At 71.6% G+C, this 17,078-nt stretch carries 19 protein-coding genes; 11 read left to right on the plus strand and 8 right to left on the minus strand.

The features are described from left to right. Positions 1 to 19: 19 nt before the first annotated feature. The gene (locus H5368_RS06665) at positions 20 to 1,153 is read left to right on the plus strand and encodes a sigma-70 family RNA polymerase sigma factor (RefSeq protein ID WP_182822600.1); all 1,134 of its coding nucleotides are present in this window, start codon (positions 20 to 22) and stop codon (positions 1,151 to 1,153) included. Between the two features lie 298 nt (positions 1,154 to 1,451). Here H5368_RS06665 and H5368_RS06670 read toward each other — a convergent pair whose 3' ends face one another. Next, positions 1,452 to 2,153, minus strand: a complete 702-nt coding sequence (locus H5368_RS06670; protein WP_182822602.1) for a hypothetical protein — start codon at positions 2,151 to 2,153, stop codon at positions 1,452 to 1,454. A gap of 182 nt (positions 2,154 to 2,335) precedes the next feature. Here H5368_RS06670 and H5368_RS06675 point away from each other — a divergent pair, with 182 nt between their 5' ends. Continuing rightward, positions 2,336 to 3,061: an arginyltransferase gene (locus tag H5368_RS06675; protein WP_182822603.1), complete on the plus strand. Its 726-nt coding sequence runs from the start codon at positions 2,336 to 2,338 to the stop codon at positions 3,059 to 3,061. Next, complete coding sequence (locus H5368_RS06680; RefSeq protein WP_255486374.1) at positions 3,058 to 4,305, plus strand: endonuclease/exonuclease/phosphatase family protein; 1,248 nt, start codon at positions 3,058 to 3,060, stop codon at positions 4,303 to 4,305. Before H5368_RS06675 ends, H5368_RS06680 begins: the two co-directional genes overlap by 4 nt. A gap of 38 nt (positions 4,306 to 4,343) precedes the next feature. Here H5368_RS06680 and H5368_RS06685 read toward each other — a convergent pair whose 3' ends face one another. Both H5368_RS06685 and purT read right to left on the minus strand, forming a co-directional pair. Then, complete coding sequence (locus tag H5368_RS06685; protein WP_182822605.1) at positions 4,344 to 4,769, minus strand: hypothetical protein; 426 nt, start codon at positions 4,767 to 4,769, stop codon at positions 4,344 to 4,346. A 34-nt stretch (positions 4,770 to 4,803) separates the two neighbouring features. Next, complete coding sequence (gene purT / locus H5368_RS06690; RefSeq protein ID WP_182822607.1) at positions 4,804 to 6,018, minus strand: formate-dependent phosphoribosylglycinamide formyltransferase; 1,215 nt, start codon at positions 6,016 to 6,018, stop codon at positions 4,804 to 4,806. 81 nt (positions 6,019 to 6,099) lie between these two features. On the opposite strand from purT, the gene H5368_RS06695 reads away from it, so the two are divergent. The 3 genes from H5368_RS06695 (at position 6,100) to rnk (ending at position 8,029) form a co-directional block, all read left to right on the plus strand. Beyond that, entirely contained in the window at positions 6,100 to 6,660 is a 561-nt protein-coding gene (locus tag H5368_RS06695) for a hypothetical protein (protein ID WP_182822609.1), read from the plus strand. 9 nt (positions 6,661 to 6,669) lie between these two features. Beyond that, the gene (locus H5368_RS06700; protein WP_182822611.1) at positions 6,670 to 7,473 is read left to right on the plus strand and encodes a M15 family metallopeptidase; all 804 of its coding nucleotides are present in this window, start codon (positions 6,670 to 6,672) and stop codon (positions 7,471 to 7,473) included. Between the two features lie 145 nt (positions 7,474 to 7,618). Continuing rightward, positions 7,619 to 8,029 carry a nucleoside diphosphate kinase regulator gene (gene rnk / locus H5368_RS06705; RefSeq protein WP_182822613.1) on the plus strand — a complete coding sequence of 137 codons (411 nt, stop codon included), beginning with the start codon at positions 7,619 to 7,621 and terminating at the stop codon, positions 8,027 to 8,029. Positions 8,030 to 8,042: 13 nt separating this feature from the next. On the opposite strand, the gene hda is transcribed toward rnk, so the two are convergent. From hda to H5368_RS06720, 3 genes are read right to left on the minus strand one after another with little or no spacing between them, the layout of a single operon-like run. Continuing rightward, positions 8,043 to 8,738, minus strand: coding sequence for a DnaA regulatory inactivator Hda (hda, locus tag H5368_RS06710; RefSeq protein WP_182822615.1), 696 nt, complete (start codon positions 8,736 to 8,738; stop codon positions 8,043 to 8,045). Continuing rightward, positions 8,735 to 9,901, minus strand: a complete 1,167-nt coding sequence (locus H5368_RS06715) for an AI-2E family transporter (protein ID WP_182823837.1) — start codon at positions 9,899 to 9,901, stop codon at positions 8,735 to 8,737. The genes hda and H5368_RS06715 overlap by 4 nt, the downstream gene beginning before the upstream one ends. Positions 9,902 to 9,912: 11 nt before the next feature. Then, entirely contained in the window at positions 9,913 to 10,992 is a 1,080-nt protein-coding gene (locus H5368_RS06720; RefSeq protein ID WP_182823839.1) for a DUF2066 domain-containing protein, read from the minus strand. 102 nt (positions 10,993 to 11,094) lie between these two features. On the opposite strand from H5368_RS06720, the gene purM reads away from it, so the two are divergent. From purM to H5368_RS06740, 4 genes are read left to right on the plus strand one after another with little or no spacing between them, the layout of a single operon-like run. Beyond that, on the plus strand, positions 11,095 to 12,138 hold the full coding sequence (gene purM, locus H5368_RS06725) for a phosphoribosylformylglycinamidine cyclo-ligase (RefSeq protein ID WP_343203886.1): 1,044 nt from the start codon (positions 11,095 to 11,097) through the stop codon (positions 12,136 to 12,138). Between the two features lie 11 nt (positions 12,139 to 12,149). Further along, complete coding sequence (gene purN, locus H5368_RS06730; protein WP_343203887.1) at positions 12,150 to 12,830, plus strand: phosphoribosylglycinamide formyltransferase; 681 nt, start codon at positions 12,150 to 12,152, stop codon at positions 12,828 to 12,830. Between the two features lie 10 nt (positions 12,831 to 12,840). Continuing rightward, a complete protein-coding gene (locus H5368_RS06735; protein WP_182822619.1) occupies positions 12,841 to 13,617 on the plus strand; it encodes a DUF3108 domain-containing protein in 777 nt (258 codons plus the stop codon). Then, complete coding sequence (locus tag H5368_RS06740; RefSeq protein ID WP_182822621.1) at positions 13,618 to 14,328, plus strand: DUF3108 domain-containing protein; 711 nt, start codon at positions 13,618 to 13,620, stop codon at positions 14,326 to 14,328. Positions 14,329 to 14,446: 118 nt separating this feature from the next. Here H5368_RS06740 and murA read toward each other — a convergent pair whose 3' ends face one another. Further along, positions 14,447 to 15,706: a UDP-N-acetylglucosamine 1-carboxyvinyltransferase gene (gene murA / locus H5368_RS06745; RefSeq protein WP_182822623.1), complete on the minus strand. Its 1,260-nt coding sequence runs from the start codon at positions 15,704 to 15,706 to the stop codon at positions 14,447 to 14,449. After that, entirely contained in the window at positions 15,706 to 15,942 is a 237-nt protein-coding gene (locus H5368_RS06750) for a BolA/IbaG family iron-sulfur metabolism protein (RefSeq protein ID WP_182822626.1), read from the minus strand. The genes murA and H5368_RS06750 overlap by 1 nt, the downstream gene beginning before the upstream one ends. Positions 15,943 to 16,068: 126 nt before the next feature. Between H5368_RS06750 and H5368_RS06755 the strand changes: the two genes are divergently transcribed. Beyond that, positions 16,069 to 17,076, plus strand: coding sequence for a KpsF/GutQ family sugar-phosphate isomerase (locus tag H5368_RS06755; protein WP_182822628.1), 1,008 nt, complete (start codon positions 16,069 to 16,071; stop codon positions 17,074 to 17,076). Positions 17,077 to 17,078: the final 2 nt, after the last annotated feature.

Raw genomic sequence — 17,078 nt, forward strand, 5'->3', positions numbered from 1 at the left:
TGCCGCCACGAGCCGCCCGATGCCCACCTCAGCGATCGACGCCCTCATCCACCGCGACCTTCCGGCCGCCGCGAACGGCTGCGAACACGCCTACGGCCGGATCATCGTCGCCAGCCAGAACACCGTGACCGCGGTGGCGCTGGCGATCACCCGCGACGTGACCGCCAGCGAGGACATTGCGCAGGAAGCGTTCCTGTCCGCCTGGCAGAACCTGAAGCGGCTGCAGAACGCCGCCAGCTTCCTGCCGTGGCTGCGCCAGATCACCCGCAACCTGGCCTACGACCACCTGCGCAGCCTGCGCCATCGCAACGTGCATGGCGAGGCCGCGGAGCTCGCCATCGCGCATGCCGCCGACCCGTCGGCGCTGCCCGACGAGCGCCTGCTCGACGCCGAGCGCGAACAGCTTGCCGCCGACCTGATTTCCGAATTGCCCGAGGAAAGCCGCGAAGTCCTGCTGTTGTACTACCGCGAAGGGCAGAACTCGCGCCAGGTGGCGTCGCTGCTGGGCCTGTCCGATGCCGCCGTGCGCAAGCGCCTGTCGCGGGCGCGCAAGAGCGTGCGCGGCGACCTGATCGGCCGCTTCAGCGAGTTCGCGCGTGGCAGCGCGCCGGGCACGGCGTTCGCCGTCGGCGTGGTGGCGATGCTGGGGGTGGCACGTCCGGCGGCTGCGGCGGGCTTCGCCAAGGCGGCACCGGCGGTGGTCGGCGGCCTGCTCGGCAAGAGCGTGCTCGGCACGGCCGGGGCACTCGGCGGTGGCCTGCTGGCCACGCTGATCACCGCCTGGTTGTGCCGGCGCATGCTGCTCGGTTATGCGGAAAACGACGCGGAACGCGAAGAAGTCATCCGCGTCTACCACAGCTATCTGTGGACCTCGCTTGCTGCGGTGGCGGTCACCCTGGTCGCGGCCTTCGCGTTCGAAAGCAGGGTGCCGGCTTCGGCGCTCGCGCTGGCGGCGATAGCAGTGCTGAACTACCAGTTGCTCGGCCCCGTCCAGAAGACCATGGCACCACTGCTGCGACGCGACGCGCAACGCCATCCGGGCGGCGCCAAATGGCGCCAGCTCGGCTATCGCCTGACCTTCGGCTACAGCGGCGTGCTGGTAAGCAACATCGCGATCATCGGCGGCATCGTGCTGCTGTTCCTGCACGGCTGAGAGAAAAGATTGACCCGGAGCGCCCGGTCGTGGCCGGGAGGCCTTCGCGGCTCATGTCCCCCGGCATCCGCCTGCGTCGGATGCCTCCTCCTTGACTTCCCCGCGAAGGCCTCTCGGCCACTGCGGGGCTCTGCGCTGGCTGCCAGTACCGGAGAGCAATGCACCGGATCGCGGGGTGTGCCGCTGCAACCACCGCGTACCGCAGCGAACCGGTGCCAAGGCCGAGCAAAAAAAATGGCCCGCGCCTTGCAGCGCGGGCCACCGGCGCCGGGGGTCCCGGCGCCACCCCGTCATTGGATCAGCGGCGCGCGCCGGCCTCGAGCTCCGCCTTGCCCAGGAAGCCGTCGCGGTTGTCGTCCATCCACGCGAAGCGCTTCGCCAGGCGCGGCATCTTCTCGTCCACTTCCACCCGGCTCAGCTTGCCGTCCTTGTTGAGATCGGCGGCGGTGAACGACGCGGTGAAGCGGCGCTCGCGCTCGCTGCGCATCTGCGCCTGCATGCGCTCGCCGTGCGCCATCGCCTCGCTGCGCACGACATGGCCGTCCTTGTTGGTGTCGATGGCGTCGAAATCGATCGCCATGCGCGCACCGTGCGGCTTGCCGGCCGGCTGCGTGACACCGTCATGGCCCGCATGGCGCGACCCGCGACGTGGTGCGCCGGCCTTGCCGGCGTCCGGCTTCGCCGCGGCGCGCGCCTCGCGGGCGGCCGTGTGGGCGGCCCGGCCGGCGTCGAACTCGGCGCGGCTGACACGGCCGTCGGCATCGCTGTCGAAGCGCTCGATGCCGCCGCCGAAGCCCATCATGCCGGCGCCATGGCCGCGACGGCCGTGGTGGCCCTGGCCGTGGCGCTGCGGACGCTCGCCGGCGAGCGCAGGCTGCGCAGCCCCGGCCTGCGACTGGGTAACGCGCGCGGGGGCGTCAGCCTGCGCGCTGGCGACGGACGCCGCGCCGAGCGCGGCGACGGAGAGTGCGGTGGCGAGAAACAGGGCATGACGCTTCATGCGTGACTCCTTTGCGCAGCGACATTGCTGCATGTGCACCGGTCAACGCCCACCGCGCCGCCGGGTTGACGCCGCGGCCAACACGTTCAGCCGGCGGTCGGTTCGCAGCACCTGCGACACGCGGCGCTATCCTGTGCGCATGCACCGCGCCCGCCACGTGCCACCGCGAATTGCCCGCCGCCATGGCTGAGCAGGGCGCCATGCGCCTGTTCCACACCGCGGAGCATGCCTGCGGCTACTGGCCCGAACGCGAGGCGCGCGACCTCGTGCTCGACCCGGGCGACCCGCGCCTGCCAGCCGCCTATCCGCGCGCGCTGGAACGCGGATTTCGCCGCTCCGGCGACCTGGTGTACCGCCCGCACTGCCACGGCTGCCACGCCTGCGTCGCGGTGCGCATCCCGGTCGCGGATTTCAGGCCCGACCGCAGCCAGCGTCGGTGCAGGGCGCGCAACGCCGATGTCGAGGCGCGCATCACCACGCCTGGCGAAACCGACGAACGCTTCGCGCTGTACCGCCGCTACCTCACCGGCCGCCATGCCGGCGGCGGCATGGACGCGCACGGCAAGGCGGAGTTCGACCAGTTCCTGGTCGGCAGCTGGTCCGATGGGCGCTTCCTGGAACTGCGCATCGACCATCGCCTGGTCGCCGTGGCGGTCACCGACCTGGTCGATGATGCGCTGTCGGCGGTCTACACCTTCTACGATCCCGACGAGGCCGCGCGCGGCCTGGGTACGCTGGCGGTCCTGCACCAGCTGGACTGGGCGCGCCGTGACGCGCGTCGCCACCTCTACCTCGGCTATTGGATCCAGGGACACCGCAAGATGGATTACAAGCGCAGGTTCCAACCCCTCGAACGCTTCGACGGCCGCAGCTGGCAGCCCTTTCCACGCCAGGAGGGCGGCGCATGAGCAGGCGCGCCGCCACGCGCCGCTGGGCGATGCTGCTGTGCTGCGCGCTGCTTGCCGGCTGCGTGCGCGTGAACGTCCACGGCGACCCCGGACAGGCCATGACCCAACCCGACACCCTGCGCATCGCCAGCTACAACGCCTCGCTGTATTCCGACGAGGCCGGCGGCCTGCAGCGGCGGCTCGCGGCCGGCGACGCCAACGCGCGCAAGGTGGCCGCGGTCCTGCAGCGCGTGCGCCCGGACATCGTGCTGCTCAACGAGTTCGACCACGACCCCGAGGGCCGCGCAGCCGACCTGTTCCAGCGCGAATACCTCGGTCAGCCGCAGGCCGGCGGCGGCGAGGCGCTGCGCTATCCGTACCGCTATTTCGCGCCTGTCAACACCGGCGTGCCCAGCGGCCTGGACCTCGACCGCAGCGGCACCGTCGGCGCCGCGGCGGCGGCACCCGGCGAGACCCCGGCGGCGCGGCGCGAGCGCGGCAACGATGCCTGGGGCTACGGCCTGCACCCGGGCCAGTACGGCATGCTGCTGCTGTCGATGCATCCGATCGACACGGCCGCGGCGCGCACGTTCCAGCTGCTGCGCTGGAGCGCGATGCCCAGGGCGGCGCGGCCGATAGATCCCGCGACAGGCGCGCCGTGGCACGCGGACGCAATCTGGAACCAGCTGCGGCTGTCGTCGAAATCGCACTGGGACGTGCCGGTGCGCACGCCGCTGGGCGTGGTGCACGTGCTGGCCTCGCACCCCACCCCGCCGGTGTTCGACGGCGCCGAGCGCCGCAACAGCGCGCGCAACCACGACGAGATCCGGCTGTGGAGCGAATACCTTTCGGCGGGCAACGCGGACTGGCTATGCGATGACCAGGGGCGCTGCGGCGGACTGGCCGAGGGCGCGCGCTTTGCCATCCTTGGCGACCTCAACAACGATCCCGCCGACGGCGACGGCCGCCACGAGGCGATCGTCGAACTGCTGGCGCATCCGCGGGTGCTGCGCATGGCCACGCCGCGTGGCGATGGCGCTGCCTACGCCGCAGGTGCCGACAAGCCCGGACGGCGCGGCGCGGTCGCGCATGCCACCGGCGATTTCGGCGCGCGGGTCGGACCGTTGCGGCTGGATTACGTGCTGCCCTCGACGGGCTTCCGCGCCGTCGACAGCGGCGTGTTCTGGCCGGCGCCGGGCACGCCGGATGCCGCGATCATCGATGGCAGCGACCACCGCCTGGTGTGGGTGGATCTCGCCGAGTGACCTGATCCTCCACCCGCTCGAGGGGGAAGATGCCCGGCCTATGGGGCGGGCTTGGCCGCCGCGTCGCCGGGGTCCGCCACCGGCGCCACGTCGCCACCAGGGCCGCCTTCCGGCACGGACTGCGGTGGGGCACTGGCGGGAGGCGCCGGCCCGGCGATGACCGGCAGCGCGCCGGCCGCAGCGTCGTAGGTCCGCGGCCCGAAGCCGAACATGCCACCGCTCTGCCGCGACACGACCATGCGCACCATCGTTGCCGGCACCATCATTTCCAGGGTCACGTCCTCGCCGGCGGGCGTGTGGCCCTTCATCGTCATTTCGATGAGGCCACCGCCGGTGTCGATCTCGTCGCACGACAGGTGCTGGCCGACCACCGGGTTGTCCTGGATGTAGGGCTTGATCGCCTCGCCCAGCGCTTCGAGTGCCTGCGGGAAGAAGAACACGGCATAGCCGTCACGGCCTTTCATCGCGGGTCGGTTCCTGTCGGTTGCGTGGTCGCCATCATCGCAGGTCGATGCTGAGCGCCGCGGCGGCGTGACGCGCGCTCGCGCGGGCACTGTCGACATCGGCCGCGCGCGCCAGGGTCACCGCGACGCGGCGCTGGCCTTCCACGCGCGGCTTGCCGAACAGGCGCAGCGCGGTGTCGGGCGCGCGCAGCGCGGCATCGACATTGCCGAACTCCGGCACGCCGTGGCCTTCGGCCAGCACCGCGCACGAGGCCGATGCGCCCCACTGGCGGATCACCGGCACCGGCAGCCCGAGGATCGCGCGCGCATGCAGCGCGAACTGGCTCAGCTCCTGCGAGACCAGGGTGACCAGGCCGGTGTCGTGCGGCCGCGGCGACACTTCCGAGAACCACACCTCGTCGCCCTTCACGAACAGTTCGACGCCGAACACGCCCCAGCCGCCGAGATCGTCGGTGACCGCGCGCGCGACCGCCTGCGAGCGCGCCAGCGCCGCGGGCGTCATCCGCGGCTCCGGCTGCCAGCTTTCGCGGTAGTCGCCGTCGCGCTGCAGGTGGCCGATCGGCTCGCAGAACGTGGTGCCGGCCGCGTGGCGCACGGTCAGCAGGGTGATCTCGTAGTCGAAGTCGACGAAGCCCTCGACGATCACGCGACCGGCGCCGGCGCGGCCGCCGCGCTGCGCGTAGTCCCAGGCGGCGTCGATGTCGGCCTCCGCGCGCAGCGTGCTCTGGCCCTTGCCGGACGACGACATCACCGGCTTGACCACGCAGGGCAGGCCGATCGCGGCGACGGCGGCGCGGTACTCGGCATGCGTGTCGACGAAGCGGTACGGCGAGGTCGGCAGGCCCAGCGTTTCGGCCGCGAGCCGGCGGATGCCTTCGCGGTCCATGGTCAGCCAGGCCGCGCGCGCCGTCGGTACCACCCGCAGCGCGGGGCCGTCCTCGCCCCCCGCAGCGGCGGATTCGCGCTCCAGGTCGACCAGGGTGCGGGTGGCGATGGCCTCGAGTTCCGGCACCACGATGTGCGGGCGCTCCTGGTCGATCAGCCGGCGGACCGCGTCGCCGTCGAGCATGTCCAGCACGTGGCTGCGGTGGGCAACCTGCATCGCCGGCGCGTCGGCGTAGCGGTCGGCGGCGACCACCTCCACCCCCAGGCGCTGCAGTTCGATCGCGACTTCCTTGCCCAGCTCGCCGGAACCGAGCAGCAGGACACGGGTGGCATGTGCGGAGAGCGGTGTACCAAGGCGGATCATCCGGATTCCTGGCGGCAAGGGGATGCCAGTGTATGGGGCACAATCGACTCCTGATCGCCGCACCGCCCCGAGAGGATCCAGATGACCGCCATCGACGCCCGCCGCCCTGCGCGCCTTCGCCGCGCCGCCCGCTTCGCCCTCGCCGGCTTCCTTGCCAGCCTGCTGCTCGCCTCCACGGCCTGCGCCCGGCCCGCCGCGCCGGTGACCGACGACGAGGCGGTCGCCATCGCCACGCGCTTCCTGGACCTGTTCGACGCCGGCAAGGTCGACGAGGCGCGCGACGCGTTCTCGGTGGACCTGCGCGACACGCTGAGCGTGGAAGACCTGCAGCGGACCCACGCCGTCTACGCGCGGCGTGCGCCCGAGAGCACGCGCGGCGAGCCGCGGGTGGAGCGGGTCGGCGACGCGGCGGTGGTGGAAGTACCGGTGCAGCGCGGCCAGCTGGTGATGCAGGCCTCGATCACCGTGGGGCCGGACCGACGGATCGAAGGCCTGTTCTACAACCTTGACCAGGGCCCGCAGGCCGGACCCGCGCCCGCCGCGGACGGTGCCACCGGGCCGGCTGGCGACACGGACGCGGCGCCCGGCGCCGACACCGATGCGGATGCCGATGCCGGAACCGGCGCCGGCGTCGCCGCCTAGGCCACGGCCATGCGCCGCGGCAGCGACCGGATCCTGTGCAATACCCCGGAGATCGAACTCTGGCCGGGGGGCGTGCTGCGCGCGCGCGGCAACCGCGATGCCCGTGCGCTGGCCCGTGCGCGCACGGTCCTGCGCCGCAAGCGCGACGGCGCGCTGCTGGCCGCGGAACTGCCCGAAGGCCTGCTCGCGCTGGTGCCGCGGCTGGCGCGCGAACCCGGCATCGATGCCGCCCTCGAAGCACTCGCACATCCGGTCCACCATGAACGCGCCGGCCTGGATGCGGTCGCCACGCTCCCCGTGCAGCGGATCGAAGCAAGGCTGGAGGCGCTGGGCATCGACGGCCACGCCTACGCCGCGCGCACCGGCCTGGAACTGGTGCCGGAACCCGCGTGGCTCGCGCACGCCGGCCACGACCGCTACCGCCGCGCGCTGTGGCTGCGCGCCGATGCCGCGCGGGCCTGGCGGGTGATGGTGGCGGCCGCGCTGCGCGAGGGCATCGTACTGGACGCGATCTCCGGCTACCGCAGCCACGACTACCAGCTCGGCATCCTCGAGCGGAAGCTGGCCCGCGGGCTGGCGCTCGAAGCGATCCTGGCGGTGAACGCGGCCCCGGGCTGGTCCGAACACCATTCCGGCCGGGCGCTGGATATTTCGGCCCCCGGCGAACCCGCCGCCGAGGAAAGCTTCGAAGCCACCCCGGCGTTCGCCTGGCTGACAACCAACGCCGGCGCGCACGGCTTCACCATGAGTTACCCGCGCGACAACCCCCACGGAATCGTCCACGAACCCTGGCACTGGCGCTTCGGGGCCTGAGCGGCACGGATTGAGCTCGCCGCCGGCTCCCGCTACAGTGGAGTCCAAGCAAATCATTGCCGCCGACCATTCCGCGCCCCGGGGCCGACGCCAGTCGACCCGGGGCGTCTTGCTGGCGGCAGGCCCACATGCAGGAGAAGCACGCGTGGAAACCCGACCCAAGATCATCATGTCCAGCCTGGACGCCGAGCGGCTCGAAAGCCTGCTCGAATCCCTCCCGGACGGCAGCTTCCCCGGCCGCGCGGCGCTCGAGGCCGAGCTGCTGCGCGCCGAAGTGGTCGGCCCGAAGGACGTGCCGCCCACCGTGGTCACCATGAATTCCACCGTGCGCTTCCGCGTCGGCCCGGGAGAGGACTTCAACCTGACCCTGGTCTATCCACGTGATGCCGACGGCAGCGCCGACCGCATTTCGGTACTGGCCCCGGTAGGCAGCGCCCTGCTCGGCCTGTCGCAGGGCGACGAGATGGAATGGCCCAAGCCCGGCGGCGGCACCGTCAAGGTGCGCATCGAAGAAGTCACCTACCAGCCCGAACGGGCCGGCGAGTACCACCGCTGAGCGGCGCCGGCGCCTACGCGGCGTCGGGACCCAGCACCTGGCGCAGGAACGGCACCGTCACCCGCCGCTGCGCCGCCAGCGATGCCCGGTCCAGGGCATCGAGCTGCGCCGTCAGGCCGGCCAGGTCCCGCCCGGTGCGCCGCAGCAGCCACGCGATCGCCGCCTCGTCGAACTGCAGCCCGCGACGTCGCGCGCGCAGCCGCAACACCTCGGAGCGGCCCTCGTCATCCAGCGGTTGCAGCGTGATGCGCACGCACTGCGCCAGCCGCGAACGCAGGTCGGGCAGGCCAGGCGGCAGCGCATCCGGCGCGGCCCGCGCGGCATAGAGCACCTGGCTGCCGGTTGCGCGCGCGCGGTTGTGGAAATCGAACAGCGCGATCTCGTCGGCACGCGCGCCGGCAATGGCCTCAAGGCCGTCCAGCGCGACCAGCGCCATGCCGTCCAGCGCCTCCAGCGCGTCACCCAGCCGTCCCGCGGCCGCGGCCAGCGGCACGTACGCGGTGCGCCGGCCGTGTGCCTCGGCCTCGGCACAGGCCGCCAGCGCGAGATGGGTCTTGCCTGTGCCGGCGGCGCCGGCGAGGTACAGCCACTCGCCCTCGCCCATGGCAAGCACGCGCATCTGCTCGAGCGCGCCCGCCGGTGCACCGACGAAGCTGTCGAATCGCTGGTCGGGTGGATAGCGCAGCGCCAGCGGCAACTGCCTGCTCACGTGCCGCCGCTGTCCTTTTCCGCGTGGTCATCCGGCAGCACGATGGTCGGCCCGCCAGACGCGACCACGATGGTCGGCGCCTGCCCGGCATACAGGCGGCTGGCCGTGTAGCGCTCATGGGCAAAGCGCAGCAGCACGTTCGCCACCGCCGCCGCGGGCAGCGCCAGCAGCATGCCCAGGAAGCCGAACAGCTGGCCACCGGCGAGCACCGCGAAGATCACCGCAACCGGGTGCAGGCCGATGCGGTCGCCCACCAGCTTGGGCGTCAGCCAGTAGCTCTCGATCACCTGTCCGATGCCGAACACCACCAGCACCCCGGCCACGTGTTGCCAGTCGCCGAACTGCACCAGCGCCGCGATCACGCCGAGCACGATGCCGCTGGCCGGCCCGAGGTAGGGCACGAAGGTCAGCAGGCCGGCGATCAGGCCGATCAGCAGGCCCACCTCGAGGCCGACGCCCCACAGCCCGACGCCGTACATCACGCCGAGGATCAGCATGACCAGGAATTGCCCGCGCAGGAAGCCGCCCAGCACATCGCTGGAATCGCGCGCCAGCCGCGTCACGGTATCGAGGTGGTCGCGCGGGACCATCGCCGCCACGCGCTCCACCATGCGGTCCCAGTCGCGCAGGAAGAAGAACGTGATCACCGGCAGCAGCACCAGGTTGGTCACCCAGCCCAGCACCGCGAAGCCCGAGCGCGACACGAAGCCGAGCGCGGTGGCGGCCATCCCGCCGGCGCGCTCCCAGTGGTCGCGCACGTACGTGGTCAGGCGCTCCGGGTCCAGCCAGCCGAGGATGTCCAGGCCGGTGCGCGCTTCCACCCAGGGCAGGGCCGTCTGCAGCAGCCAGTCGCCATAGCCGGGCAGCGATTCCACCAGGGTGGACACCTGCCGCACGATCATCGGCACCAGGATCAGCAGCGCCAGTGCCAGCAGCAGCAGCATCGCGGTGAACACCAGCAGCACCGCGACGTTGCGCGAGCGACCACGCGCCTCGAGCCGGTCGACCAGCGGATCGCCCAGCCACGCCAGCATCGCGGCGAGCACGAACGGGGTCAGCACCGGTGCCAGCACCCACACCAGCCAACCGACCGCCAGCAGCAGCGCGGCGCGCTGCAGGCGCACCAGGAAGCGCGAGATCACGACATCGGGCCCGTCGGGCAGGGTTGGCTGGCTCATCGCAGGATGAACACCGGCGGCACGCCCTCGATGTTGTCCGGCGACTCGGCCAGCACGTCGCCGTCCAGCACGCGCCGGAAGCCCGCCAGGCCGGTCAGCAGGTCGAGCTCGAGCTCCAGCGTGTTGGGCGTCGCGCGCAGCGGGCGGATGCCGCGCACCACCGAAGTGGAATGCAGCCACGACGACAGGCGCACGAAATCGCTGGCGCTGCCGATGCCGCTGATGACCACGCGCTCGACGCCCGGCTGGCCGACGGGACTGGCCTTGGCATAGCGTCGGACCAGGGCATTGGCGGCGCCGTCGGCACCGCCGGCGATCGCGCGGCGGGCGCTGGCCTCTTCGGTTGTCCAGGTCGACAGCACGCGGCCCGCGTCGACGAAGGTCCAGTCGGCCTTCCAGCCGCCACCACCGCGGTACAGCTTGCCGATCAGCTGCATCGGCGGGTTGTAGCGCGCCGACAGGCGCGCGATCGCCGCGGTGTCGCCGCGCCAGATGGCCCCCACCGCCGCCTGCTCGGCGGCGCTGCCGTTCGGCAGGCCCAGGCGGTAGCCGCGTTCGATGGCGCGGTCGAGTACCGGCCGTGCCACGGTGTTCTGCGCCAGCGCCACCAGGCGTGGGCCGCTGCCGTCATCGATCGCCAGCCACAGCACCGGCTTCGGGCGCGGCTGCGGCCAGACCGGCAGGCCCAGCGTGGCGACGATCGCGTCCACGTCGTCCTCGCGGAAGCGCACCACCAAGGTGGTCGAGTAGGTCGGCGCACCCGCGGCGGAGCGGCCTTCGTCCTGGCGATAGTCGTACCCGGCGACGAAATCCCCGGCGCGGCGCAGTTCGCGCGCCACGCCCGGGCGACCAGCGACGCTGCGATCGCCGGACAACTTGCCGAGCACCTGCGCGAGGGCGCGCGAATATGCCGACTGCCGCGCCGCCTCGGCCTGGCTGGACACCGTCACCTCGGCCTCGTACAGCCCCTGGGCACCGGCGCGATCTCCTTCCATGCGCTGCGCCTGCGCCCATCCGGGAACCAGCAGTGCGACCAGCAACACAAGCAGCCACGCCTTCGACATTGTCGTTCCCAGAATCCGGTTCATGGCGAAATGGTGCCGCAGTGGGGGCGTGGCGTCCATGAAGGTCGCTCCGAGACTGCTAAAATCGCCGTTTCCCCGTCCCGGCGAGCCATCGTGACCACCCCCATCCCGCTGACCTACCGCGACGCAGGCGTCGATATCGATGCCGGCAACGAAGTCGTCGAGCGCATCAAGCCGCTGGTGAAGCGGACCTTCCGCCCCGAGGTGATGGGCGGCCTGGGCGGCTTCGGCGCGCTGTTCGACCTGTCCGGCAAGTACCGCGAGCCGGTGCTGGTCTCCGGTACCGACGGCGTGGGCACCAAGCTGAAGCTCGCGCAGCAGCTCGGCCGCCACGACACCATCGGCATCGACCTGGTGGGCATGTGCGTCAACGACGTGCTGGTGCAGGGCGCCGAGCCGTTGTTCTTCCTCGACTATTTCGCCACCGGCAAGCTCGACATCGACACCACGGTCGCCGTCGTGGGCGGCATCGCGCGCGGCTGCGAGCTCGCCGGCTGCGCGCTGATCGGCGGCGAAACCGCCGAGATGCCGGACATGTACGCGCCGGGCGACTACGACCTGGCCGGATTCACGGTCGGCGCGGTGGAGAAATCCGAGCTGCGCGACGGCGGCCGCGTGCAGGCCGGCGACCTGCTGATCGGCATCGCGTCCAGTGGCCCGCACTCCAACGGTTACTCGCTGGTGCGCCGCATCTACGACCGCGCCGGGCGCCCCGGCGACCTCGACCTCGGCGGCACCCGCCTCGACGACGCGCTGATGGCGCCGACCGCGCTGTACGTGAAGCCGATCCTGGAGCTGCTGCGCGGCGCGGAGGGCGATGCCGTGCATGCCATGGCGCACATCACTGGCGGCGGCCTGACCGAGAACATCATCCGCGTGGTGCCCGAAGGGCTGGGCCTGCGCATCGATGCCTCCAGTTGGACGATGCCCGCGGTATTCGACTGGCTGCAGCGCGAAGGTGCGGTGGCGCGCGAGGAAATGTGGCGCACGTTCAACTGCGGCATCGGCTTCGTGCTGGTGGTGTCGGCGACGCGCGCGGCGGCGGTGGAGGCGAAGCTCGACGCGCTTGCGCTCGGCCACTGGCGCATCGGCGAAGTGGTCGCTGCCGGCGACGCGCCGCGCGTGCGCATCGGCTGACGGCGATCGCCGTGGCCACCCCCGACGCTGCGGCCGCCTCACCGCGACTGGTGGTGCTGGCATCGGGGCGCGGCAGCAACCTGCAGGCGCTGCTCGACGCCATTGCCGAAGGACGCCTGCCTGCACGCGTCGTGGGCGTGCTCGGTGATCGCCCCAAGGCACCCGCGCTGGCGCGCGCGCACGCGGCCGGTATTCCCGCGCTCGCCCTGCGCCCGCGCGACTTCGCGTCACGCGACGCGTTCGATGCCGCGCTGTTCGCCGAAGTCGTCGCCCTGCAACCGGATTTCATCGTCTGTGCCGGCTACATGCGCCTGCTGGGTGCCACCGTGCTGGCGCCGTGGGCGGGGCGCATCGTCAACATCCACCCGTCGCTGCTGCCGGCGTTCAAGGGCCTGGACACGCATGCGCGCGCGATCGCGGCGGGGGTGGTCGAACATGGCGCGAGCGTGCATTTCGTCACCGCCGACCTCGACGGTGGCCCGGTGATCGCGCAGGCGCGGGTTGCGGTTCAGCCGGATGACGACGCCGCGACGCTCGCCGCGCGCGTCCTCGAGGTTGAATACCCCCTGCTCGTGGCGACACTGGGGTTGCTCGTCAGCGGTCGCCTTGCGCTGCGAGGCGGCGTGGTGCTGCTGGACCGGCGCGTCATCGACACGCCGCTTCAGCTGGCAGCCAACCACCTCGCAGCATGATGGGCGTTCGATGAAGACCACTCCCGCCCTGCTGGCGCTGTGCCTGTTCCCGCTGCTGGCGTCGGCCGCCGCGGTCGACGCGCAGCGCGTGCCGGACGCGGTGCCGGTCGCGTCGCGGGCGACCGACAGCGCGCCGGCGGCGCTTTCGCCTTTCATCGCGACCTATGACGCACGCAATGCCGGCAAGCCCGCGGGCACCGCCAGCATGCGCCTGGCGCGCGAGCCGGCGCGCTGGCGCGTCGAGCTCGACATCACCGGCAACCGTGGCGTGGCGCGCCTGGTGCAGCTCGACATCGACCAGGAAACCCTGTTCGACGAGCGCGACGGGCAGTACCGGCCGCTGAGCCAGAGCACGGTGCGCAAGGCGCTGTTCTTCGGCCGCAAGGTGCACGGCACCTACGACTGGGGCAGGCGCGAGGCGCGCTGGACGGGCGACATCAAGGAGGCGCGCCGCGCGCCCGTGGTGCTGCGCGAGGGCGACATGAGCGGGCTGCTCATCAACCTGGCGATCGTGCGCGATGCCGCACCGGGCCGCACCCTGCACTACCGCTTCGTCGATGGCGGGCGCGTGCGCGACCACGAATACGCCGTGTCGACCGGCACCGAGAACGTCGTCGTCGACGGGCTCAGCTACGACGCCATGCGTGTTTCACGCACCAATGGCGGCAATGATGAAACGATCTTCTGGGTGGCACGTGGTGTTCCGACGCCGGTGCGCATCCTGCAGCGGCAGGATGGCGAAGACGCCATCGACCTGCAGCTGACCGCTTACCAAGGAGTGCAATAGATGCCGATGTCCAACCGCCGAAAGCCCCTCATCGCGGTCGCCGCCGCGCTGGTCGCGATGGCCAGTGCGCCGGCACTCGCGATCAAGCCGTTCTCCGCCGACTACGCGGCGAATTACAAGGGCATGGAAGCGACCGCGACCATGAGCCTCGCCAGCAAGGGCAACGAACGCTGGGAGTACCGCCTCGACCTCGCCGGCATGGGCGCCGAAATGGCGCAGAGCACCGTGTTCGAAGTCCATGACGGACAGTGGCGACCGATCTCGAGCACCGACAGCCAGCGCGGCACCAATGGCCTGGCGGCCATGCTGGTGAAGCGCAAGGCGGTGACCGCGAATTACGACTGGAACCAGGGGGTTGCGCGCTGGACCGGCGACGTCAAGCCGGACCGTGCCGGCCCGGTGGCGCTGCAGGCGGGCGACCTGGACGGCATGCTGATGAACCTGGTGCTGGTGCGCGACGTGGCCGCCGGCAAGCCGCTGGACTATCGGCTGGTCGAGGACGGGCGGGCCAAGCGCCAGCAGTTCACGGTCGCCGGCGAGGAGACCATCGCGGTTGCCGGCAAGTCGCACAAGGCGACGCGCGTGGTGCGCAAGGACGGCAAGCGCGAAATTATCGCCTGGGTGGTCGACGGGCTGCCGGTCCCGGCACGCGTGCTGCAGCGCCGCGACGGCAAGGACGACATCGACCTGCGGCTGACCGCGGTCAAGTGAAGTCCCCCGCGAAGCTCCCGTAGCGCAAACACGAGGCCCCGCATTGCGGGGCTTCTTTCGTTTGGACCCCTGTGGTGGCCGGCGCCCTGCGTCGGCGTTTCCCCCAGTCTTCGTGCTGTCAGTCGATCCGTCGGATCCGCGCGCCAAGCCCCGACAGCTTGCGCTCGATGTGTTCGTAGCCGCGGTCGAGGTGGTAGATGCGGTCGATGAGCGTTTCGCCGTCGGCCACCAGCCCGGCCAGGATCAGCGAGGCCGAAGCGCGCAGGTCGGTGGCCATCACCGGCGCGCCGCTCAACCGATCGACACCGGTGACGGTGGCGCGGTGGCCTTCGATGTGGATGTCCGCGCCGAGCCGCATGAGCTCGTTGACGTGCATGAAACGGTTCTCGAAGATCGTCTCGTCGATGGTCGAAATGCCATCGGCGATGCAGTTCATGGCCATGAACTGCGCCTGCATGTCGGTGGGGAACGCCGGATGCGGCGCCGTGACGATGTCGACCGCGCGCGGGCGCCGGCCGCGCATGTCCACGCAGATGCGGTCGCCGTCGATGCCGATGTCGGCGCCGGCCTCGCCCAGCTTGGCCAGCACGGCATCCATGGTGTCGGCGCGCGCGTTGGTCGCGGTGACGCGGCCACCTGTCATCGCCGCGGCGACCAGGAACGTCCCGGCCTCGATACGGTCGGGCACTACGTCGTGGCGCGCACCATGCAGGCGCTCGACGCCGCGCACGACGATCCGCGACGTGCCCTCGCCTTCGATGTCGGCGCCCATCGCGCGCAGGCAGGCCGCCAGGTCGACGATTTCCGGCTCGCGCGCGGCGTTGTCGATCACCGTGGTGCCGAGCGCCAGGGTGGCCGCCATCAGCACGTTTTCGGTCGCGCCCACGCTGACGATGTCGAACATGACGTTGCCGCCGCGCAGGCGGCCGGCACGCGCCTTGATGAAACCGTGTTCCACCACGATCTCGGCACCCAGCGCTTCCAGCGCCCGGATATGCAGGTCGACCGGGCGCGAACCGATGGCGCAGCCGCCAGGCAGCGAGACCTCGGCGGCGCCGTGGCGCGCGACCAGCGGACCCAGCACCAGCACCGAGGCGCGCATGGTGCGCACGAGTTCGTAGGGCGCCACGTGGCTGTCGACGCTGCGCGGGTCGACCATGATGTGGCTGCCGTCGGCATCGTGCTCAACGCCCGCACCCAGCCCGGCCAGCACACGCGTGGTGGTGACCACGTCGTGCAGGTGCGGGACGTTGCCGATCGCCACCGGCTCGTCGGCCAGCAGCGTGGCGCACAGGATCGGCAACACGGCGTTCTTCGCGCCCGAAATGCGCACGTCACCCTCCAGGGCCACGCCGCCGGTCACCTCGATCTTCTGCATCAGGCGGTCCGCTGCTCGTCAGGGGTGTGGGTGCGCAGGGCGAGCGCATGGATCTCGTTGCCCATCAACGCGCCGAGCGTGGCGTACACCATGCGGTGACGGGCCAGCGGCAGGCGCCCGGCGAAGTCCGGGTGCACCACCAGCGCCTCGAAATGCACGCCGTCGTCGCCGCGGACCTCGACCCGGGCGCCAGGCAGTCCCTGCTCGATCAGCTTGCGGATGGTGTCTGCGTCCAAGGCGGTCGCTCCGGTCATGTGGGCACGTGGGGCGGTTGCCGGAGGCGTGCACGGCGGGTCGCCGGCCTCGCGGCAATCCGCGTAATATGAACACGATAGCGTAGCGGAAAAGGCCCCCGCCCGGAAATGCCCGACAGCAGCAACCAGACACCCGGCGCGGCGGCGGCGTACGACTTCGCGGCCAGTGGCCGGCGCGTGTTCGACATTGAACGCAAGGGCCTGGCGGCGGTGGCCGCGCGCATCGACGGCGATTTCTCGCGCGCCTGCACGCTGCTGCTCGCCTGCCGCGGCCGCGTGGTCTGCACCGGCATGGGCAAGTCCGGCCACATCGCGCGCAAGATCGCCGCCACCCTCGCCTCCACCGGCACGCCCGCCTTCTTCCTGCACCCGGGCGAAGCCGGCCACGGCGACCTCGGCATGGTCACCGATGCCGACGTGCTGCTCGCCCTGTCCTACTCCGGCGAGTCGGACGAAGTGCTGATGCTGCTGCCGGTGCTGAAACGCCAGGGCAACGCGCTGGTGTGCATGACCGGGCGCCCGCGCTCCACCCTGGCGCTGGCGGCCAGCGTGCACCTGGATGTCAGCGTGCCCGACGAGGCCTGTCCGCTGCACCTGGCGCCGACGGCGAGCACCACCGCCTCGCTGGCGATGGGCGACGCGCTGGCGGTCGCCCTGCTCGAAGCGCGCGGCTTCACCGCGGACGACTTCGCGCGATCGCACCCGGCCGGCGCGCTCGGCCGGCGCCTGCTGCTGCACATCGCCGACATCATGCACACCGGCGATGACGTGCCGCGCGTGCACGGCGACGCCACCCTCGGTGACGTGCTGGTGGAGATGAGCCGCAAGCGCCTGGGCATGAGCGCGGTGGTCGACGACGACGGCCGTCTGCTCGGCCTGTACACCGACGGCGACCTGCGCCGCACGCTGGCCGTGCCGGGCATCGACGTGCACGCGACGCGCATTGCCGGATTGATGACGCGCGCACCGGTGACGATCGACGCCGATGCCCTGGCCGTGGAAGCTGCACGCCTGATGGAGACACACAAGATCAACGGGCTGATGGTGGTGGATGGCGATGGCCGCGTGGTCGGCGCACTGAACATTCACGACCTGTTGCGCGCGCGCGTGGTCTGATC

Origin of the sequence: Luteimonas sp. MC1782, from assembly GCF_014164605.1 — a bacterium.
Lineage (GTDB): Bacteria > Pseudomonadota > Gammaproteobacteria > Xanthomonadales > Xanthomonadaceae > Luteimonas.